A 15,000-nucleotide genomic window follows, 5' to 3' on the forward strand; every position below is an offset into this window, starting at 1 on the left:
AGTTTGACTGGGGCGGTCGCCTCCTAAAGTGTAACGGAGGCGCCCAAAGGTTCCCTCAGAATGGTTGGAAATCATTCGTAGAGTGCAAAGGCATAAGGGAGCTTGACTGCGAGACCTACAAGTCGAGCAGGGACGAAAGTCGGGCTTAGTGATCCGGTGGTTCCGCATGGAAGGGCCATCGCTCAACGGATAAAAGCTACCCCGGGGATAACAGGCTTATCTCCCCCAAGAGTCCACATCGACGGGGAGGTTTGGCACCTCGATGTCGGCTCATCGCATCCTGGGGCTGTAGTCGGTCCCAAGGGTTGGGCTGTTCGCCCATTAAAGCGGTACGCGAGCTGGGTTCAGAACGTCGTGAGACAGTTCGGTCCCTATCCGTCGTGGGCGTAGGAAATTTGAGAGGAGCTGTCCTTAGTACGAGAGGACCGGGATGGACGCACCGCTGGTGTACCAGTTGTTCTGCCAAGGGCATAGCTGGGTAGCTATGTGCGGAAGGGATAAGTGCTGAAAGCATCTAAGCATGAAGCCCCCCTCAAGATGAGATTTCCCATAGCGTAAGCTAGTAAGATCCCTGAAAGATGATCAGGTTGATAGGTTCGAGGTGGAAGCATGGTGACATGTGGAGCTGACGAATACTAATAGATCGAGGACTTAACCATATAATATGTAGCAATGTTATCTAGTTTTGAAGGAATATGCCTTCATAGTTTGGTGATGATGGCAGAGAGGTCACACCCGTTCCCATACCGAACACGGAAGTTAAGCTCTCTAGCGCCGATGGTAGTTGGGACCTTGTCCCTGTGAGAGTAGGACGTCGCCAAGCTATTTATATTGTCGCGGGGTGGAGCAGCACGGTAGCTCGTCGGGCTCATAACCCGAAGGTCGCAGGTTCAAATCCTGTCTCCGCAACCAAATGGTCCCGTGGTGTAGTGGTTAACATGCCTGCCTGTCACGCAGGAGATCGCCGGTTCGACCCCGGTCGGGACCGCCATTTCATATAAAGAAAAGAACGAAACAAGTTGTTTCGTATTTTTTTATTTGTTTTAACAAAAAACTAATAAAGACAGTCAAACTATCCTTAGGACAACTCCTAAGGACTTTTTTATATATTCAAAACCTGTATAATAAAGAGCAGAGAACATTGTGAGTAAAGTAGGTGAAGTCTGTGAGTAAATATGAAGTAACAACAAAATCTTCTGAGGAGACACAAAGGTTATCAGAAAAACTAGGTGAGCTCGTAGAGGCACAAGATGTAATTATTTTAGAAGGAGATCTTGGAGCTGGTAAGACGACTTTTACAAAGGGACTAGCAAAAGGTCTTGGAGTGAAAAGAGTTGTAAATAGTCCTACCTTTAATATCATTAAAGAATATAAAGGAAGATTACCGCTATATCATATGGACGTGTATCGCTTAGCAGAAAGTGAAGAGGACTTAGGCTTTGATGAATATTTCTACGGTGAAGGAATTACGGTAGTAGAATGGGCTCATTTAATAGAGGCATATTTACCAAATGAAAAGTTACAAATTAGTTTATTCCATGCTGGAGATGACACAAGAAGAATTATACTCGAGCCAATTGGAGATCGCTATATTAGATTATGTGAGGAGCTATTACAAGATGAAAGTACTAGCAATTGATACTTCAAATTACGTAATGGGTGTATCCCTTATTGAGGAAGGAAACGTAATTGGGGAAATCATTACAAATTTAACGAAAAACCATTCTGTACGTCTTATGCCAGCTGTAGAGAAACTGTTAAAAGAGTGTGGCGTAAAACCGAAGGAATTAACTAAAATCGTTGTAGCTGCTGGACCTGGATCCTATACAGGTGTTCGCATAGGCGTGACTGCGGCAAAAACATTAGCTTGGTCACTTCAAATACCAATTGTAGGTGTATCAAGTTTAGAGGTAGTAGCTGCAAACGGTGCTAACTTTAACGGGTTAATTTGTCCTTTATTTGATGGAAGACGTGGGCAAATTTATACAGGGTTATATACATATGAAGGAGAGCAGTTAACTTCAATAGAAGAAGACCGAATTATTCTTATTGTGGACTGGTTGCAAATGTTAAAAGATAAAGGACAGCCTGTTTTATTTATCGGTAACGATGTTAAATTGCATAAAGAAACAATTATAGAACATTTAGGTGATCAAGCTGTATTCGCTCCATTTACTAAAAATAATCCAAGACCAAGTGAGCTAGCATTCTTAGGATTACAAAAAGAAGAACAAGATGTGCATACGTTTGTTCCGAGCTATCTTCGTTTAGCTGAAGCTGAAACAAAGTGGTTAGAAAGTCAAAACAAGTAGGAGCTTGCAGAAGATGGATATGATATTTAGAAAGATGGAGCTTGATGATATTGCTCAAATTGTAGCTATTGAAGAAGCGTCTTTTTCAACTCCTTGGACTGCAGATGCCTTTCATCGTGAATTAACGATGAATGAACATGCACATTATATTGTGTTAGAAAAAGATGGTCGTGTAGTCGGGTATTGTGGATTGTGGATAATTATTGATGAATCACATATAACAAATATAGCTATTTTGCCAGAATACCGAGGTCAAAAGTTAGGAGATGCCCTATTGAAAGCAGTTATTTCTGAAGCGAAAGAACTAGGGGTAAAAACAATGACACTTGAAGTACGTGTATCAAATGAAGTAGCAAAGCAGTTATACAGAAAATACGGATTTCAAAATGGTGGGATTCGTAAACGATACTATGCAGACAATCAGGAAGATGGTCTCGTAATGTGGGTGAATATATAATGGAAAAAAATACGATTATACTTGGTATTGAAACAAGTTGTGATGAAACAGCAGTAGCAGTTGTTAAAAATGGAACGGAAATTATTGCGAATGTCGTTGCATCACAAATTGAAAGTCATAAACGTTTTGGCGGCGTTGTACCAGAGATTGCATCCCGTCATCATGTAGAAGAAATTACAGTTGTGTTAGAAGAAGCTTTAAAGGAAGCAAACATCACATTTGATGATATTGATGCAATTGCTGTAACAGAAGGTCCTGGTTTAGTAGGAGCACTTCTAATTGGAGTAAATGCAGCGAAGGCAGTAGCGTTTGCACATGATATTCCGTTAGTCGGTGTTCATCATATTGCTGGTCATATTTATGCGAACCGTTTAGTAAAAGAAGTTCAATTCCCGTTATTATCACTTGTTGTATCCGGTGGGCATACAGAACTTGTTTATATGAAAGAACATGGTTCATTCGAAGTAATTGGTGAAACACGAGACGATGCAGCTGGAGAAGCATATGATAAAGTAGCTCGTACGTTATCTATGCCATATCCAGGTGGTCCTCATATTGATCGCCTTGCACATGAAGGAGAACCGACAATTGATTTGCCTCGTGCATGGCTAGAACCGGATTCATATGATTTTAGCTTTAGTGGATTGAAATCAGCAGTTATCAACACTGTGCATAACGCAAAACAACGCGGTATAGAAATTGCGCCAGAAGATTTAGCGGCAAGTTTCCAAGAAAGTGTAATAGATGTACTTGTAACGAAAGCAGCTCGTGCAGCAGAAGCTTATAATGTAAAGCAATTACTTCTTGCTGGTGGAGTAGCTGCTAATAAAGGACTTCGTGCGCGATTAGAAGAGGAATTTGCACAAAAAGAAAACATTGAATTAATTATTCCACCGCTATCTTTATGCACAGATAATGCAGCGATGATTGCAGCCGCAGGGACAATTGCTTATGAACAAGGTAAGCGTGCAACATTAGCCTTAAATGCAAATCCAGGATTAGATATTGAAGCATAGTTATGCACATAATTAACCACAGGTTGTGGATAAAACCCATATTGTCTGTTGATAATATGGGTTTTATTGTGTATATAAAATGTTGATAACTTTTTTGTCGATTGTGGATAATGTGGAAAAGTTATTTTAAGGTTTATTTTATAAAGGTGGATATGTGTATAAAATTGTGGATAAATAGGATGATGTCAGACCTTTGAATTTGTTCTTTTTCGGGAAATAAAAAGTAAGAAGATATCCCCGAAAAACATTTTGAAACATCCCCCTATTATAGAAGATGCTAATATTGTCAATCTTTGTCGTTAAATCGATATTTCGTGTCGAATTGTTAATATATATAGGGTTACAATAGATATATTTGAAAAATCGTTGGTATATTCTAAGTTACGATTGATATACTCAAAAAATTGTTTCTGTATTAAAAGAAAAAAAGATGTCGCATAGTCAAAAATCCTGACTTATGAGACATCTTCCTTATTTAAATATGCTTATACATGCAGCTCTTCCCATTCTGCCATACAAGTTTCAAGTTGTTCTTGTAGCGTTTGCTTTTTAGTTGTAATTTCACTAGCTTTTTCATAATCTGCATATATTTCTGGTAAGCAAAGTTGATCTTCTAACGTAGCAATTTCTTCTTCTAATTCTAATATACTTTGTTCTAGCTCTTCAATTTTTCTGGTGCGTTGACGCTCTAGTTTTTTACGCTCTTTTTCTTCTAAATAATTTAATTTCTCTTGTGCAACCACCTTTTGAACAGGAATGTCACTTTCTTGCTGTTCAAGTTCTGCACGTTCAATCATTTCATTTTTCTTTTCAACGTAGTAATCGTAATCCCCTAAATATTCCTGTGCACCTTCTGTTGATAACTCAACCACAGTCGTTGTTACACGGTTAATAAAGTAGCGGTCATGTGAGACGAATAGAAGAGTCCCTGGGTAATCAATTAAAGCATTCTCCAAAATCTCTTTACTATTTAAATCAAGGTGGTTCGTAGGCTCATCTAGAATTAACAAATTTGACTTTTGCATCATAAGTTTTGCAAGAGCTAATCGAGCTTTTTGTCCACCACTAAGAGAAGATACTGGTTTCAGTACATCATCTCCTGTGAATAAAAAATTCCCGAGTATAGTACGGATTTCTTTTTCAGGTTGCAGTGGATATTCATCCCATAATTCATTTAAAACCCGTTTAGAAGATGTTAAGTTTGCTTGTTCTTGATCATAATAACCAACAGATACATTTGATCCGAAAGAAACATCACCATTTAATAGTGGTAACTTATTCACAATAGACTTTAACAATGTGGATTTCCCAATTCCGTTTGGACCAACTAAAGCAACACTATCTCCGCGAGTTAAGCGCATAGTTACATGTTCAATTATAGGGTTCTCATCATAGCCGATGGTTGCATCATTTACTTGTAAAACATCATTTCCACTTTGCTTTTCAATATCGAAGTGGAATGATGCTGACTTAGAATCCCCTAATGGTCTCGTTAATAATTCCATTCTGTCTAGTTGTTTACGACGACTTTGAGCACGTTTCGTTGTAGAAGCGCGAGCTATATTCTTTTGAACGAAGTCCTCAAGTTTTGCGATTTCATCTTGTTGTTTTTCGTAACGTTTCATTTCTTGCTCATATAATGCTGATTTTAAGTCTAAATATTTACTGTAGTTACCAACAAATCGTCTGCTTTCTTTATTCGAAATTTCATATACTTGTGTAACGAGTTTGTCTAAGAAATAACGGTCATGTGAAACGATTAATATTGCGCCAGGATAACCTTGTAAATATTGCTCAAGCCACGTTAATGTTTCGATGTCTAAATGGTTTGTAGGCTCGTCCAAAATAAGTAAGTCTGGTTTTGTTAATAATAATTTCCCGAGAGCTAATCTTGTTTTTTGCCCGCCGCTTAAAGTAGAGATCGTCGTCTGGTGCGTTTCAACTGGGAAGCCAAGGCCGCTTAAAATGGAGCGAATATCCGCTTCATATTGATATCCACCTTGATCTTTATAATTGAGTTGCAATTGGTCATAATCAGCTAACAATCTTTCATATGTAGCTTCGTTTGAAAAGTTTTCTTCTTTTCCCATTTCTTGCTCAAGCCTTCGAAGTTTTGTCTCCATTTGCTGTAAGTGGGTAAAGACGGTTAGCATTTCATCCCAAATTGTTAAAGACGTTTCTAGTCCAGTATTTTGAGCTAAATATCCGATTGAGACATCTTTAGGTTTTATAATTTCGCCACCGTCATGAGATAATTCACCAGCGATAATTTTTAATAATGTAGATTTGCCTGCTCCATTCCTTCCAACTAATGCGATACGATCTTTTGTTTGTACTTCCAATTTTATGTTTGCAAGAATCGTTTCTGCACCGTATAATTTCGAAAGCGCGTTTACTTGTAATAAAATCAATGTTTTCACCTCAAATAATTTCTTAACTTTGCCATGTTTATATTTCTCAATCATACTAAAAATAGTGTATAGTTTAAAATAAAGAGAGAATACTTCTTCTCTTTATTATACAAGGAATTTAATGAGTGCTAAACTTCTGTATTTGATTAAAGTATATGAATAAAGATAGGAAGAGAGGAGAGGTCATATGGATCAGCAAAAGATTCCACAAGCCACTGCTAAAAGATTGCCTCTATACTATCGATTTATCCAAAACTTATCTCTTTCTGGTAAGCAGCGTGTTTCATCGGCCGAATTGAGTGAGGCAGTAAAAGTAGATTCCGCAACAATACGAAGAGATTTTTCGTATTTTGGAGCGTTAGGGAAAAAGGGATATGGATATAACGTAAATTATTTATTATCATTTTTCCGTGAAACACTTGATCAAGATGATATAACACGTGTAGCACTTATTGGAGTAGGTAATTTAGGGACCGCTTTCTTACATTATAATTTCACGAAAAACAATAATACAAAAATTGAAATGGCATTTGATGTTAGTGAAGAGAAAGTTGGAACAGAAATCGGGGGCATTCCTGTATACCATTTAGATGAATTAGAAGAGAGATTATCAAATGATATACAAGTGGCAATATTAACAGTACCGGCTACAGTAGCACAAGCTGTAGCAGATAGATTAGCTGAAACGAGCGTACATGGTATTTTGAATTTCACACCAGCACGATTAAACGTATCAGAGAATATTAGAATTCATCATATTGATTTAGCTGTAGAGTTACAAACATTAGTTTACTTTTTGAAAAACTATCCACAATAAAACGCAGAGGAAGCGACCTCTGCGTTTTATTATTGTTTCTTCTTTGTGAATTTAACTAATATAAGGCGAAGTGCCAAATTAAAATCAATTGTTGCCATAACTGCAAATAGTATTGTCCACACATTCCAGATTGTATCTGTCACGTTCGTAATGGCGAAGCGTGTAAAGATACATCCAAGAAGGAAGTATAGTGCAGCCATGAACAATGGTGAGTTTCTCATACAAAAAATCCTCCGATAAAGCCTTGCATTTTTTCAGCTTCTTTAATCATTTCTTGAATTTGCTCATTGCTCATAAAAATTTGCCCAATAGCGACTAATGTATTCATCGCAACATGAGCTGCAATCGGAACGATAATACGCTTCGTCTTCACATATAAGAAGGCGAATACGAGCCCCATAGCAGTGTATACCAATAAATGAGTAAAATCAAAATGAATTGCTGCGAATACAAGCGAACTAATGATAGCTGCGATAAAGAAGTTAAACTTCTTATAAAGCGTGCCGAATAGAATTTTTCTAAATACGATTTCTTCTAAGATAGGTCCAATTATAGATACAACAATAAGGAACCAAGGTATCGTTCTTGCGATGTCCATCAGTCTGTCTGTATTCTCAGATTCACGTGGAACCCCAAATACATACATTTCAATCATACCTGCAATGGATTGTGAGATGATTGCTAAGAAGAACCCGATGAAAATCCATCCAATAGTAGCTGGGACAGAAGAGCGCATTGGATCTAAATGCCTGTCACGAATATCTGTTCTAAGTAACCAAAGTACGATACATAATGCAACAAAGAAGCTAATAATTGCCCAGTGTCCCGTTATGATTTGTCCTTTTTCCTCAATGGTAAATCCTCTATTATCGTAGAGTCCTGTTTTTAGGAGAAGTGGTAATCCAACAACGCCGGATAACTGCATTAAAATGTATGTAACGATAATCCACCAGTATTGTTTCTTCAAATGGTTTAACCATCCTTTCTAACTATAGTGTATGAGATAAGTTAGGATAACATGTAAATATGCTACCTACGATATAAACCTCACTTGAATTATGTTTTTTTCGTAAATCCTTATTTGAAATTATAATAGAAGACAGGAGAAAGTTGTGTGTGTAGCGAAAACAACTTAGGGTGTCCTTTCATATTGTAACATACGAGCAGTGGAAACAACGATTCATATAGTAAAGGCAGTATTCTATATAGAAAGTTTATATAGTGATTTGCGAAAAAATTATGATTTTTTTACTTGCAAAAGAAATTGAGATTATTTATTATTATAAGTGTGTTAGCACTCGGGTGACTTGAGTGCTAATAAAAGAAATTTACATAACAAAATGAGGAGGTTATTGTTCATGCTAAAGCCATTAGGTGATCGCGTTGTAATTGAGCTTGTTCAAGCAGAAGAAAAAACAGCAAGTGGTATCGTATTACCAGATACTGCAAAAGAAAAACCACAAGAGGGTAAAGTTGTTGCAGTAGGTACTGGTCGAGTGCTTGAGAATGGTGAGCGTGTTGCTTTAGAGGTAGCAGCAGGTGATCTTATCATCTTCTCAAAATATGCAGGTACTGAAGTGAAATATGAAGGTACAGACTACTTGATTTTACGTGAAAGTGACATTTTAGCAGTTATCGGTTAATTATATAAATCTTAAAAAATCCAAGGGGGTCAATTATTATGGCAAAAGATATTAAATTTAGTGAAGAAGCACGTCGTTCGATGCTTCGCGGTGTCGACACTCTTGCAAATGCAGTAAAAGTAACGCTTGGACCAAAAGGTCGTAACGTTGTACTTGAGAAAAAATTTGGTTCACCACTTATTACAAATGATGGTGTAACAATCGCAAAAGAAATCGAATTAGAAGATGCATTCGAAAACATGGGTGCGAAATTAGTAGCAGAAGTTGCTAGCAAAACAAATGACGTAGCTGGTGACGGAACAACAACTGCAACTGTATTAGCGCAAGCTATGATTCGTGAAGGTCTTAAAAACGTAACAGCTGGTGCGAACCCAATGGGTCTTCGTAAAGGTATCGAAAAAGCTGTTACTGCTGCAATTGAAGAATTAAAAACGATTTCTAAACCAATCGAAGGTAAATCTTCTATCGCACAAGTAGCTGCTATTTCTGCTGCTGACGAAGAAGTAGGTCAATTAATCGCTGAAGCAATGGAGCGCGTTGGTAACGACGGCGTTATTACTTTAGAAGAATCTAAAGGCTTCACAACAGAATTAGACGTAGTAGAAGGTATGCAATTTGATCGTGGATATGCATCTCCTTACATGATTACTGATTCTGACAAAATGGAAGCAGTTCTTGATAACCCATACATCTTAATCACTGACAAAAAGATTTCTAACATTCAAGAAATCTTACCAGTATTAGAGCAAGTGGTACAACAAGGTAAACCACTTCTTATCATTGCTGAAGATGTAGAAGGCGAAGCGTTAGCTACATTAGTAGTGAACAAACTTCGTGGTACATTCAATGTAGTAGCTGTTAAAGCTCCTGGATTTGGTGACCGTCGTAAAGCAATGCTAGAAGATATCGCGATCTTAACTGGTGGCGAAGTAATCACTGAAGAATTAGGCCGTGACTTAAAATCTGCTACAGTTGAATCTTTAGGACGCGCTGGTAAAGTTGTTGTAACGAAAGAAAACACAACTGTAGTTGAAGGTGTAGGAAGCACAGAACAAATTGAAGCTCGCATCGGTCAAATCCGTGCGCAATTAGAAGAAACAACTTCTGAATTCGATCGTGAAAAATTACAAGAGCGTCTTGCAAAACTTGCAGGTGGCGTAGCGGTAATTAAAGTAGGTGCAGCAACTGAAACTGAGTTGAAAGAACGCAAACTTCGCATTGAAGATGCACTTAACTCAACTCGTGCAGCAGTAGAAGAAGGTATCGTTGCAGGTGGTGGTACTTCACTTATGAACGTATACACAAAAGTAGCTTCTATCGTAGCTGAAGGCGACGAAGCAACAGGTATCAACATCGTACTTCGCGCACTAGAAGAGCCAGTTCGTCAAATCGCAATCAACGCTGGTCTAGAAGGATCTGTAGTTGTAGAGCGTCTAAAAGGCGAAAAAGTAGGCGTTGGTTTCAACGCAGCTACTGGCGAATGGGTTAACATGCTTGAGTCTGGTATCGTAGATCCAGCTAAAGTAACTCGTTCTGCACTTCAAAACGCAGCATCTGTTGCAGCTATGTTCTTAACAACTGAAGCTGTAGTAGCTGACAAGCCAGAACCAAATGCACCAGCAATGCCTGACATGGGCGGCATGGGCATGGGCGGTATGGGCGGAATGATGTAATTCCGTTTGTCCTAAAAAACATCCATTTCTATATAGAAATGGATGTTTTTTTATGTTTTTTAGAAAAGGAAATGAATTTCTGTAGAATTTTGTCGCTTTCTCTCTTGACCATACCGACACTTCATTGTTAGAATCTAGGAAGATAATATAAAACGATCCTTCATATATCCTCAATGATATGGTTTGAGAGTCTCTACCGGGTTACCGTAAACAACCTGACTATGAAGGCAGTGTGTCTTATATTTATAAAGAGCGGAGACTATCTTTCTTTATAAAGCCAGACCCCTGCCTTTTCTTTGTTATGAGACTAGAGGCGGAGGACTGGCTTTTTTTATTATATTGGTAATGCTTTTCGCCAAATTGGTGAAAATATTTATATACGAGAACTAACGTTGGGGTGATTATTTTGAAGAAACAACACGATACAATTATCGTTTTAGATTTTGGAAGTCAATACAATCAGTTAATAGCACGTCGAATTCGTGAGTTCGGTGTATACAGTGAACTTCATCCACATACAATTACTGCAGAAGAAATTAAAGCAATGAATCCAAAAGGGATTATTTTCTCTGGTGGACCAAATAGCGTATACGGTGAAGGTGCATTACATTGTGATGAAAAAATCTTTGAACTAGGTTTACCAATCTTCGGTATTTGTTACGGTATGCAGCTTATGACGCAACACTTCGGTGGTAAAGTAGAGCGTGCAAATCACCGTGAGTACGGAAAGGCTGTTCTTAAAGTAGAGAACGAATCAAAATTATATGCGAACCTTCCAGAAGAGCAAGTTGTATGGATGAGCCATGGTGACTTAGTAACTGGTTTACCTGAAGGATTCGTAGTAGACGCAACAAGTGAGTCTTGCCCAATTGCTGGTATGAGCAATGAAGACAAAAACTTATACGGTGTACAATTCCACCCAGAAGTACGTCACTCTGAGCACGGTAACGATTTAATTAAAAACTTCGTATTCGGCGTATGTGGTTGTTCTGAAGGATGGAACATGGAGAACTTTATCGAAGTAGAATTAGAAAAAATTCGTGAAACTGTTGGAGACAAAAAAGTACTATGCGCACTTAGTGGCGGTGTAGACTCTTCTGTTGTAGCAGTATTAATTCATAAAGCAATCGGCGATCAATTAACTTGTATTTTCGTTGACCACGGCTTACTGCGTAAAGGCGAAGCAGAAGGCGTTATGAAAACATTTAGCGAAGGCTTCCACATGAACGTTATTAAAGTGGATGCAAAAGAACGCTTCATGAACAAGTTAAAAGGTGTAGAAGATCCAGAACAAAAACGTAAAATCATCGGTAACGAATTCATTTACGTATTTGATGATGAAGCGTCTAAATTACAAGGTATGGACTTTTTAGCACAAGGTACACTTTACACAGACATCGTTGAAAGTGGTACAGCAACTGCACAAACAATTAAATCTCACCACAACGTTGGTGGACTTCCAGAAGACATGCAGTTCAAATTAATTGAGCCTTTAAACACTTTATTTAAAGATGAAGTACGTGTATTAGGATCAGAACTAGGAATTCCTGATGAAATCGTATGGCGTCAACCATTCCCAGGTCCTGGTCTTGGTATTCGTGTATTAGGTGAAATTACAGAAGAGAAATTAGAAATCGTTCGTGAATCTGATGCGATTTTACGTGAAGAAATTATTAAAGCGGGCTTAGACCGTGAAATCTGGCAATACTTCACTGCACTTCCTGGTATGCGTAGCGTAGGTGTTATGGGTGACGAGCGTACTTACGATTACACAGTAGGTATCCGTGCAGTAACATCTATCGACGGTATGACAGCTGACTGGGCACGTATCCCTTGGGACGTATTAGAGAAAATCTCTGTACGTATCGTAAACGAAGTAAAACACGTTAACCGTATCGTGTATGATGTAACGAGTAAGCCACCAGCAACTATTGAGTGGGAATAGTATTTATAAAAAGATCCATCTATTGCTTATGTATAGATGGATCTTTTTTATTTTGGCATTAATACGAACGAAACTATAAAAATTTATGAAAATGTTCGTTTTTAAATTGACAAAACTACTTCGTCGAGTTAATATGATTATGTAATTCAAACGAAAAGTGAATATTATAGCCGTCGTATAATATCGGGGATATGGCCCGAAAGTTTCTACCTAGCTACCGTAAATGGCTTGACTACGAGGCGTTTGTATAAAGATGAGGGGAAACTTGTCTTTGTTTATAGAACGCTTCCATGTATATATGCAATGGAAGTCTTTTTTATTTCTCGGGATAAAAGAGGGCTAGGGTGAAATACGGCGAGTAATCATATAACGGGGGAAACATAGGATGAAACGCTATTTTCAGTTTGATGAGCTCGGTACGAATTATAAGACTGAGTTCATAGCAGGGTTAACGACATTTCTATCTATGGCTTACGTACTATTTGTCAATCCTGCTACGCTGTCGCTTGGAAATGTTAAAGGGTTACCAGCAGGTACAGGGATGGATCCAGGTGCAGTATTCGTTGCTACGGCATTAGCGGCAGCGATCGGTTCGTTAATTATGGGTATTTTCGCGAAGTATCCAATTGCTTTAGCGCCAGGTATGGGGATTAACGCGTTCTTTGCTTATACAGCAGTGTTAACGATGGGTATTCCGTGGCAAACGGCCATTGCCGGAACATTAATGTCAGGTATTATCTTTATTATTCTTACTGCTTCAGGTATTCGTGAAAAAATCATTAATGCAATTCCATCGGAGTTAAAGTTTGCAGTAGCAGCAGGTATTGGATTATTCATTGCTTTCCTTGGATTCCAAAATGCCGGAATTATCGTGAAAAACGATGCGGTTCTTGTTGGGTTGGGGGACTTAACAAAGGGCACAACGTTACTAGCAATCTTCGGGGTTGTTACTACGATCATCTTCATGATTAAGAAAGTTAATGGTGCAGTATTCTACGGTATGATTCTTACAGCGATCTTAGGAGTTGCAACAGGATTAATTGATACTCCGAAAGCTGTGGTGGGAGCAATACCGAGTCTAGAACCAACGTTCGGCGCGGCGTTAACGCACTTCGGAGATATTTTCACAGTTCAAATGGGGATTGTTATTATAACGTTCTTCTTTATCGATTTCTTTGATACAGCAGGTACGCTTGTAGCGGTTGCAAATCAAGCAGGATTAATGAAGAACAATAAATTACCACGTGCAGGAAAAGCGTTATTTGCAGATGCGATTGCAACTGTAATTGGTGCGATTTTAGGTACATCAACAACAACGTCTTACATTGAATCGTCTGCAGGGGTAGCAGCAGGAGGACGTTCTGGATTTACAGCAGTTGTAACAGCAGGATTCTTCTTACTGGCACTATTCTTCTCGCCATTACTAAGTGTTGTAACGCCAGCTGTAACGGCACCGGCTTTAATTATTGTAGGAATCTTGATGGTTTCTTCCTTAGGGGAAATTGATTGGAAGAAATTCGAGATTGCAGTACCAGCATTCTTTACAATTATCTCTATGCCACTTACGTATAGTATCGCAACTGGGATTGCGATTGGATTTATCTTCTATCCAATTACAATGGTTGTGAGTGGTCGTCGTAAAGAGGTTCATCCGATTATGTATGTTATGGGAGTTTTATTCGTACTATATTTCATCTATGTTCGTAAATAAAAGGGGTTTTTAAAGGTCTAGACTTAAGGGGAGTCTAGACCTTTTTTGCGTCTTCAGAAAATCTTAAGGATTTCCGAGCGTTTTTCTTCAGAAGTTTTCCTATAATAGAAGTTAGGGATTAAAAAAGTGATGGGGGAGATATTGTGGCACACGAAACAATACTTGTCGTAGATGATGAAAAAGAAATTCGGAATTTAATTACAATCTATTTAAAGAATGAAGGATATAAAGTATTACAAGCAGGAGACGGAGAAGAAGGATTACGTCTATTGGAAGAAAATGAAGTACATCTAGTCGTATTAGATATTATGATGCCGAAAGTGGATGGTATTCATATGTGTATGAAGGTAAGGGAAGCGAAAGAAATGCCTATTATTATGCTTTCTGCGAAAACGCAAGATATGGATAAGATTTTAGGGTTAACAACGGGTGCAGATGATTATGTAACGAAACCATTTAATCCGTTAGAGTTAATCGCAAGAATTAAATCTCAGTTACGCCGTTATATGAAAATGAATGGTTTCGCTATACAAAATGAGGACGAGCTAGAAATTGGAGAGATGAAAATAAACATCTCGACCCATAAAGTTATTGTGGACGGAGAAGAAGTGAAACTGACCCCAAGGGAATTTTCAATTCTAGAATTACTAGCTCGTAATCCGGGTATGGTCTTTAGCGCGGAACAAATTTATGAAAAGGTTTGGAACGAAAGATCTTTCCAGTCTGATAATACGGTAATGGTGCATATTCGAAAAGTACGTGAAAAGATTGAGGAGAATCCAAGGAAACCTAGATATATAAAAACAGTATGGGGAGTGGGGTATAAGATTGAAAAAGATATTTAATCCGTTTACTTATATAAGGAAAATAAGAGAATTAATTGAGAAATTAGTAAAGAGCGTACGAAAGAGTATAAGGATTCAATTGATTACTACTTTTGCTGCTTGTGCGTTATTAGGAGTTTTGTCAGCGAAGGGAGCTGCGCCATTTTTTGAGAATGCGAATCGTCAAGCAA

Annotated in this window: 14 protein-coding genes, 2 tRNA genes, 2 rRNA genes and 2 riboswitches (2 of these 20 only partly in view); of the genes, 15 read left to right on the forward strand and 3 right to left on the reverse strand. The window is 38.2% G+C overall.

What is annotated here, in order from left to right; all coding sequences use genetic code 11:
* The 8 genes from NST86_RS01415 to tsaD all read left to right on the forward strand — a co-directional run.
* Window positions 1–659, forward strand: a 23S ribosomal RNA gene (locus NST86_RS01415); it begins 2,264 nt to the left of the window's first position.
* Window positions 660–707: 48 nt separating this feature from the next.
* Window positions 708–823, forward strand: a 5S ribosomal RNA gene (gene rrf, locus NST86_RS01420).
* 12 nt (window positions 824–835) lie between these two features.
* Window positions 836–912: transfer RNA gene (locus NST86_RS01425), tRNA-Met, on the forward strand.
* Window positions 913–915: 3 nt separating this feature from the next.
* Window positions 916–991, forward strand: a tRNA-Asp gene (locus tag NST86_RS01430).
* A 174-nt stretch (window positions 992–1,165) separates the two neighbouring features.
* Window positions 1,166–1,639 (forward strand): tRNA (adenosine(37)-N6)-threonylcarbamoyltransferase complex ATPase subunit type 1 TsaE, encoded by a 474-nt coding sequence (gene tsaE, locus NST86_RS01435; RefSeq protein WP_000049644.1) that lies wholly within the window; start codon window positions 1,166–1,168, stop codon window positions 1,637–1,639.
* Window positions 1,620–2,312 carry a tRNA (adenosine(37)-N6)-threonylcarbamoyltransferase complex dimerization subunit type 1 TsaB gene (gene tsaB, locus NST86_RS01440; protein ID WP_000865753.1) on the forward strand — a complete coding sequence of 231 codons (693 nt, stop codon included), beginning with the start codon at window positions 1,620–1,622 and terminating at the stop codon, window positions 2,310–2,312. The genes tsaE and tsaB overlap by 20 nt, the downstream gene beginning before the upstream one ends.
* Window positions 2,313–2,325: 13 nt before the next feature.
* Window positions 2,326–2,769 (forward strand): ribosomal protein S18-alanine N-acetyltransferase, encoded by a 444-nt coding sequence (gene rimI, locus NST86_RS01445; RefSeq protein ID WP_000367190.1) that lies wholly within the window; start codon window positions 2,326–2,328, stop codon window positions 2,767–2,769.
* Entirely contained in the window at window positions 2,769–3,785 is a 1,017-nt protein-coding gene (gene tsaD, locus NST86_RS01450; protein ID WP_000414585.1) for a tRNA (adenosine(37)-N6)-threonylcarbamoyltransferase complex transferase subunit TsaD, read from the forward strand. The genes rimI and tsaD overlap by 1 nt, the downstream gene beginning before the upstream one ends.
* A gap of 485 nt (window positions 3,786–4,270) precedes the next feature.
* Here the strand turns inward: tsaD and NST86_RS01455 are convergent, their stop codons facing one another.
* Window positions 4,271–6,196, reverse strand: a complete 1,926-nt coding sequence (locus NST86_RS01455) for an ABC-F family ATP-binding cassette domain-containing protein (RefSeq protein ID WP_000602145.1) — start codon at window positions 6,194–6,196, stop codon at window positions 4,271–4,273.
* Between the two features lie 187 nt (window positions 6,197–6,383).
* Between NST86_RS01455 and NST86_RS01460 the strand changes: the two genes are divergently transcribed.
* Window positions 6,384–7,013: a redox-sensing transcriptional repressor Rex gene (locus NST86_RS01460; protein WP_000372699.1), complete on the forward strand. Its 630-nt coding sequence runs from the start codon at window positions 6,384–6,386 to the stop codon at window positions 7,011–7,013.
* 29 nt (window positions 7,014–7,042) lie between these two features.
* Here NST86_RS01460 and NST86_RS01465 read toward each other — a convergent pair whose 3' ends face one another.
* The gene (locus tag NST86_RS01465; RefSeq protein WP_001246204.1) at window positions 7,043–7,234 is read right to left on the reverse strand and encodes a YdiK family protein; all 192 of its coding nucleotides are present in this window, start codon (window positions 7,232–7,234) and stop codon (window positions 7,043–7,045) included.
* On the reverse strand, window positions 7,231–7,980 hold the full coding sequence (locus NST86_RS01470) for a CPBP family intramembrane glutamic endopeptidase (protein ID WP_016119015.1): 750 nt from the start codon (window positions 7,978–7,980) through the stop codon (window positions 7,231–7,233). Before NST86_RS01470 ends, NST86_RS01465 begins: the two co-directional genes overlap by 4 nt.
* Window positions 7,981–8,371: 391 nt before the next feature.
* Between NST86_RS01470 and groES the strand changes: the two genes are divergently transcribed.
* The 6 genes from groES to ampS all read left to right on the forward strand — a co-directional run.
* Entirely contained in the window at window positions 8,372–8,656 is a 285-nt protein-coding gene (gene groES, locus NST86_RS01475; protein ID WP_000917311.1) for a co-chaperone GroES, read from the forward strand.
* Window positions 8,657–8,694: 38 nt separating this feature from the next.
* On the forward strand, window positions 8,695–10,329 hold the full coding sequence (gene groL, locus NST86_RS01480) for a chaperonin GroEL (RefSeq protein ID WP_001029993.1): 1,635 nt from the start codon (window positions 8,695–8,697) through the stop codon (window positions 10,327–10,329).
* Between the two features lie 140 nt (window positions 10,330–10,469).
* Window positions 10,470–10,571, forward strand: a riboswitch (purine riboswitch).
* A gap of 164 nt (window positions 10,572–10,735) precedes the next feature.
* On the forward strand, window positions 10,736–12,274 hold the full coding sequence (gene guaA / locus NST86_RS01485; RefSeq protein WP_128975892.1) for a glutamine-hydrolyzing GMP synthase: 1,539 nt from the start codon (window positions 10,736–10,738) through the stop codon (window positions 12,272–12,274).
* Between the two features lie 153 nt (window positions 12,275–12,427).
* Window positions 12,428–12,529: riboswitch (purine riboswitch) on the forward strand.
* A gap of 130 nt (window positions 12,530–12,659) precedes the next feature.
* Entirely contained in the window at window positions 12,660–13,985 is a 1,326-nt protein-coding gene (locus NST86_RS01490; protein ID WP_000833094.1) for an NCS2 family permease, read from the forward strand.
* Window positions 13,986–14,128: 143 nt separating this feature from the next.
* Complete coding sequence (locus NST86_RS01495) at window positions 14,129–14,830, forward strand: response regulator transcription factor (RefSeq protein WP_000929884.1); 702 nt, start codon at window positions 14,129–14,131, stop codon at window positions 14,828–14,830.
* A protein-coding gene (ampS, locus tag NST86_RS01500) for an aminopeptidase AmpS (RefSeq protein WP_016119030.1) crosses the window boundary here: on the forward strand, window positions 14,814–15,000 show its 5' portion. The gene runs 1,319 nt beyond the window's last position; only the first 187 of its 1,506 coding nucleotides appear in the window; it begins with the start codon at window positions 14,814–14,816; its stop codon lies beyond the right edge, outside the window. Before NST86_RS01495 ends, ampS begins: the two co-directional genes overlap by 17 nt.

Origin of the sequence: Bacillus sp. FSL L8-0199, from assembly GCF_038005705.1 — a bacterium.
In the GTDB taxonomy this organism is placed as follows: Bacteria; Bacillota; Bacilli; order Bacillales; family Bacillaceae_G; genus Bacillus_A; species Bacillus_A cereus.

What these genes read in the sequence shown, in the direction of transcription:
- NST86_RS01490 (WP_000833094.1), top strand. Translation starts at nt 12,660, where the DNA reads ATGAAACGCTATTTTCAGTTTGATGAGCTCGGTACGAATTATAAGACT.
- NST86_RS01465 (WP_001246204.1), bottom strand. Translation starts at nt 7,234, where the DNA reads ATGAGAAACTCACCATTGTTCATGGCTGCACTATACTTCCTTCTTGGA.
- groES (WP_000917311.1), top strand. Translation starts at nt 8,372, where the DNA reads ATGCTAAAGCCATTAGGTGATCGCGTTGTAATTGAGCTTGTTCAAGCA.
- groL (WP_001029993.1), top strand. Translation starts at nt 8,695, where the DNA reads ATGGCAAAAGATATTAAATTTAGTGAAGAAGCACGTCGTTCGATGCTT.
- tsaD (WP_000414585.1), top strand. Translation starts at nt 2,769, where the DNA reads ATGGAAAAAAATACGATTATACTTGGTATTGAAACAAGTTGTGATGAA.
- rimI (WP_000367190.1), top strand. Translation starts at nt 2,326, where the DNA reads ATGGATATGATATTTAGAAAGATGGAGCTTGATGATATTGCTCAAATT.
- NST86_RS01460 (WP_000372699.1), top strand. Translation starts at nt 6,384, where the DNA reads ATGGATCAGCAAAAGATTCCACAAGCCACTGCTAAAAGATTGCCTCTA.
- tsaB (WP_000865753.1), top strand. Translation starts at nt 1,620, where the DNA reads ATGAAAGTACTAGCAATTGATACTTCAAATTACGTAATGGGTGTATCC.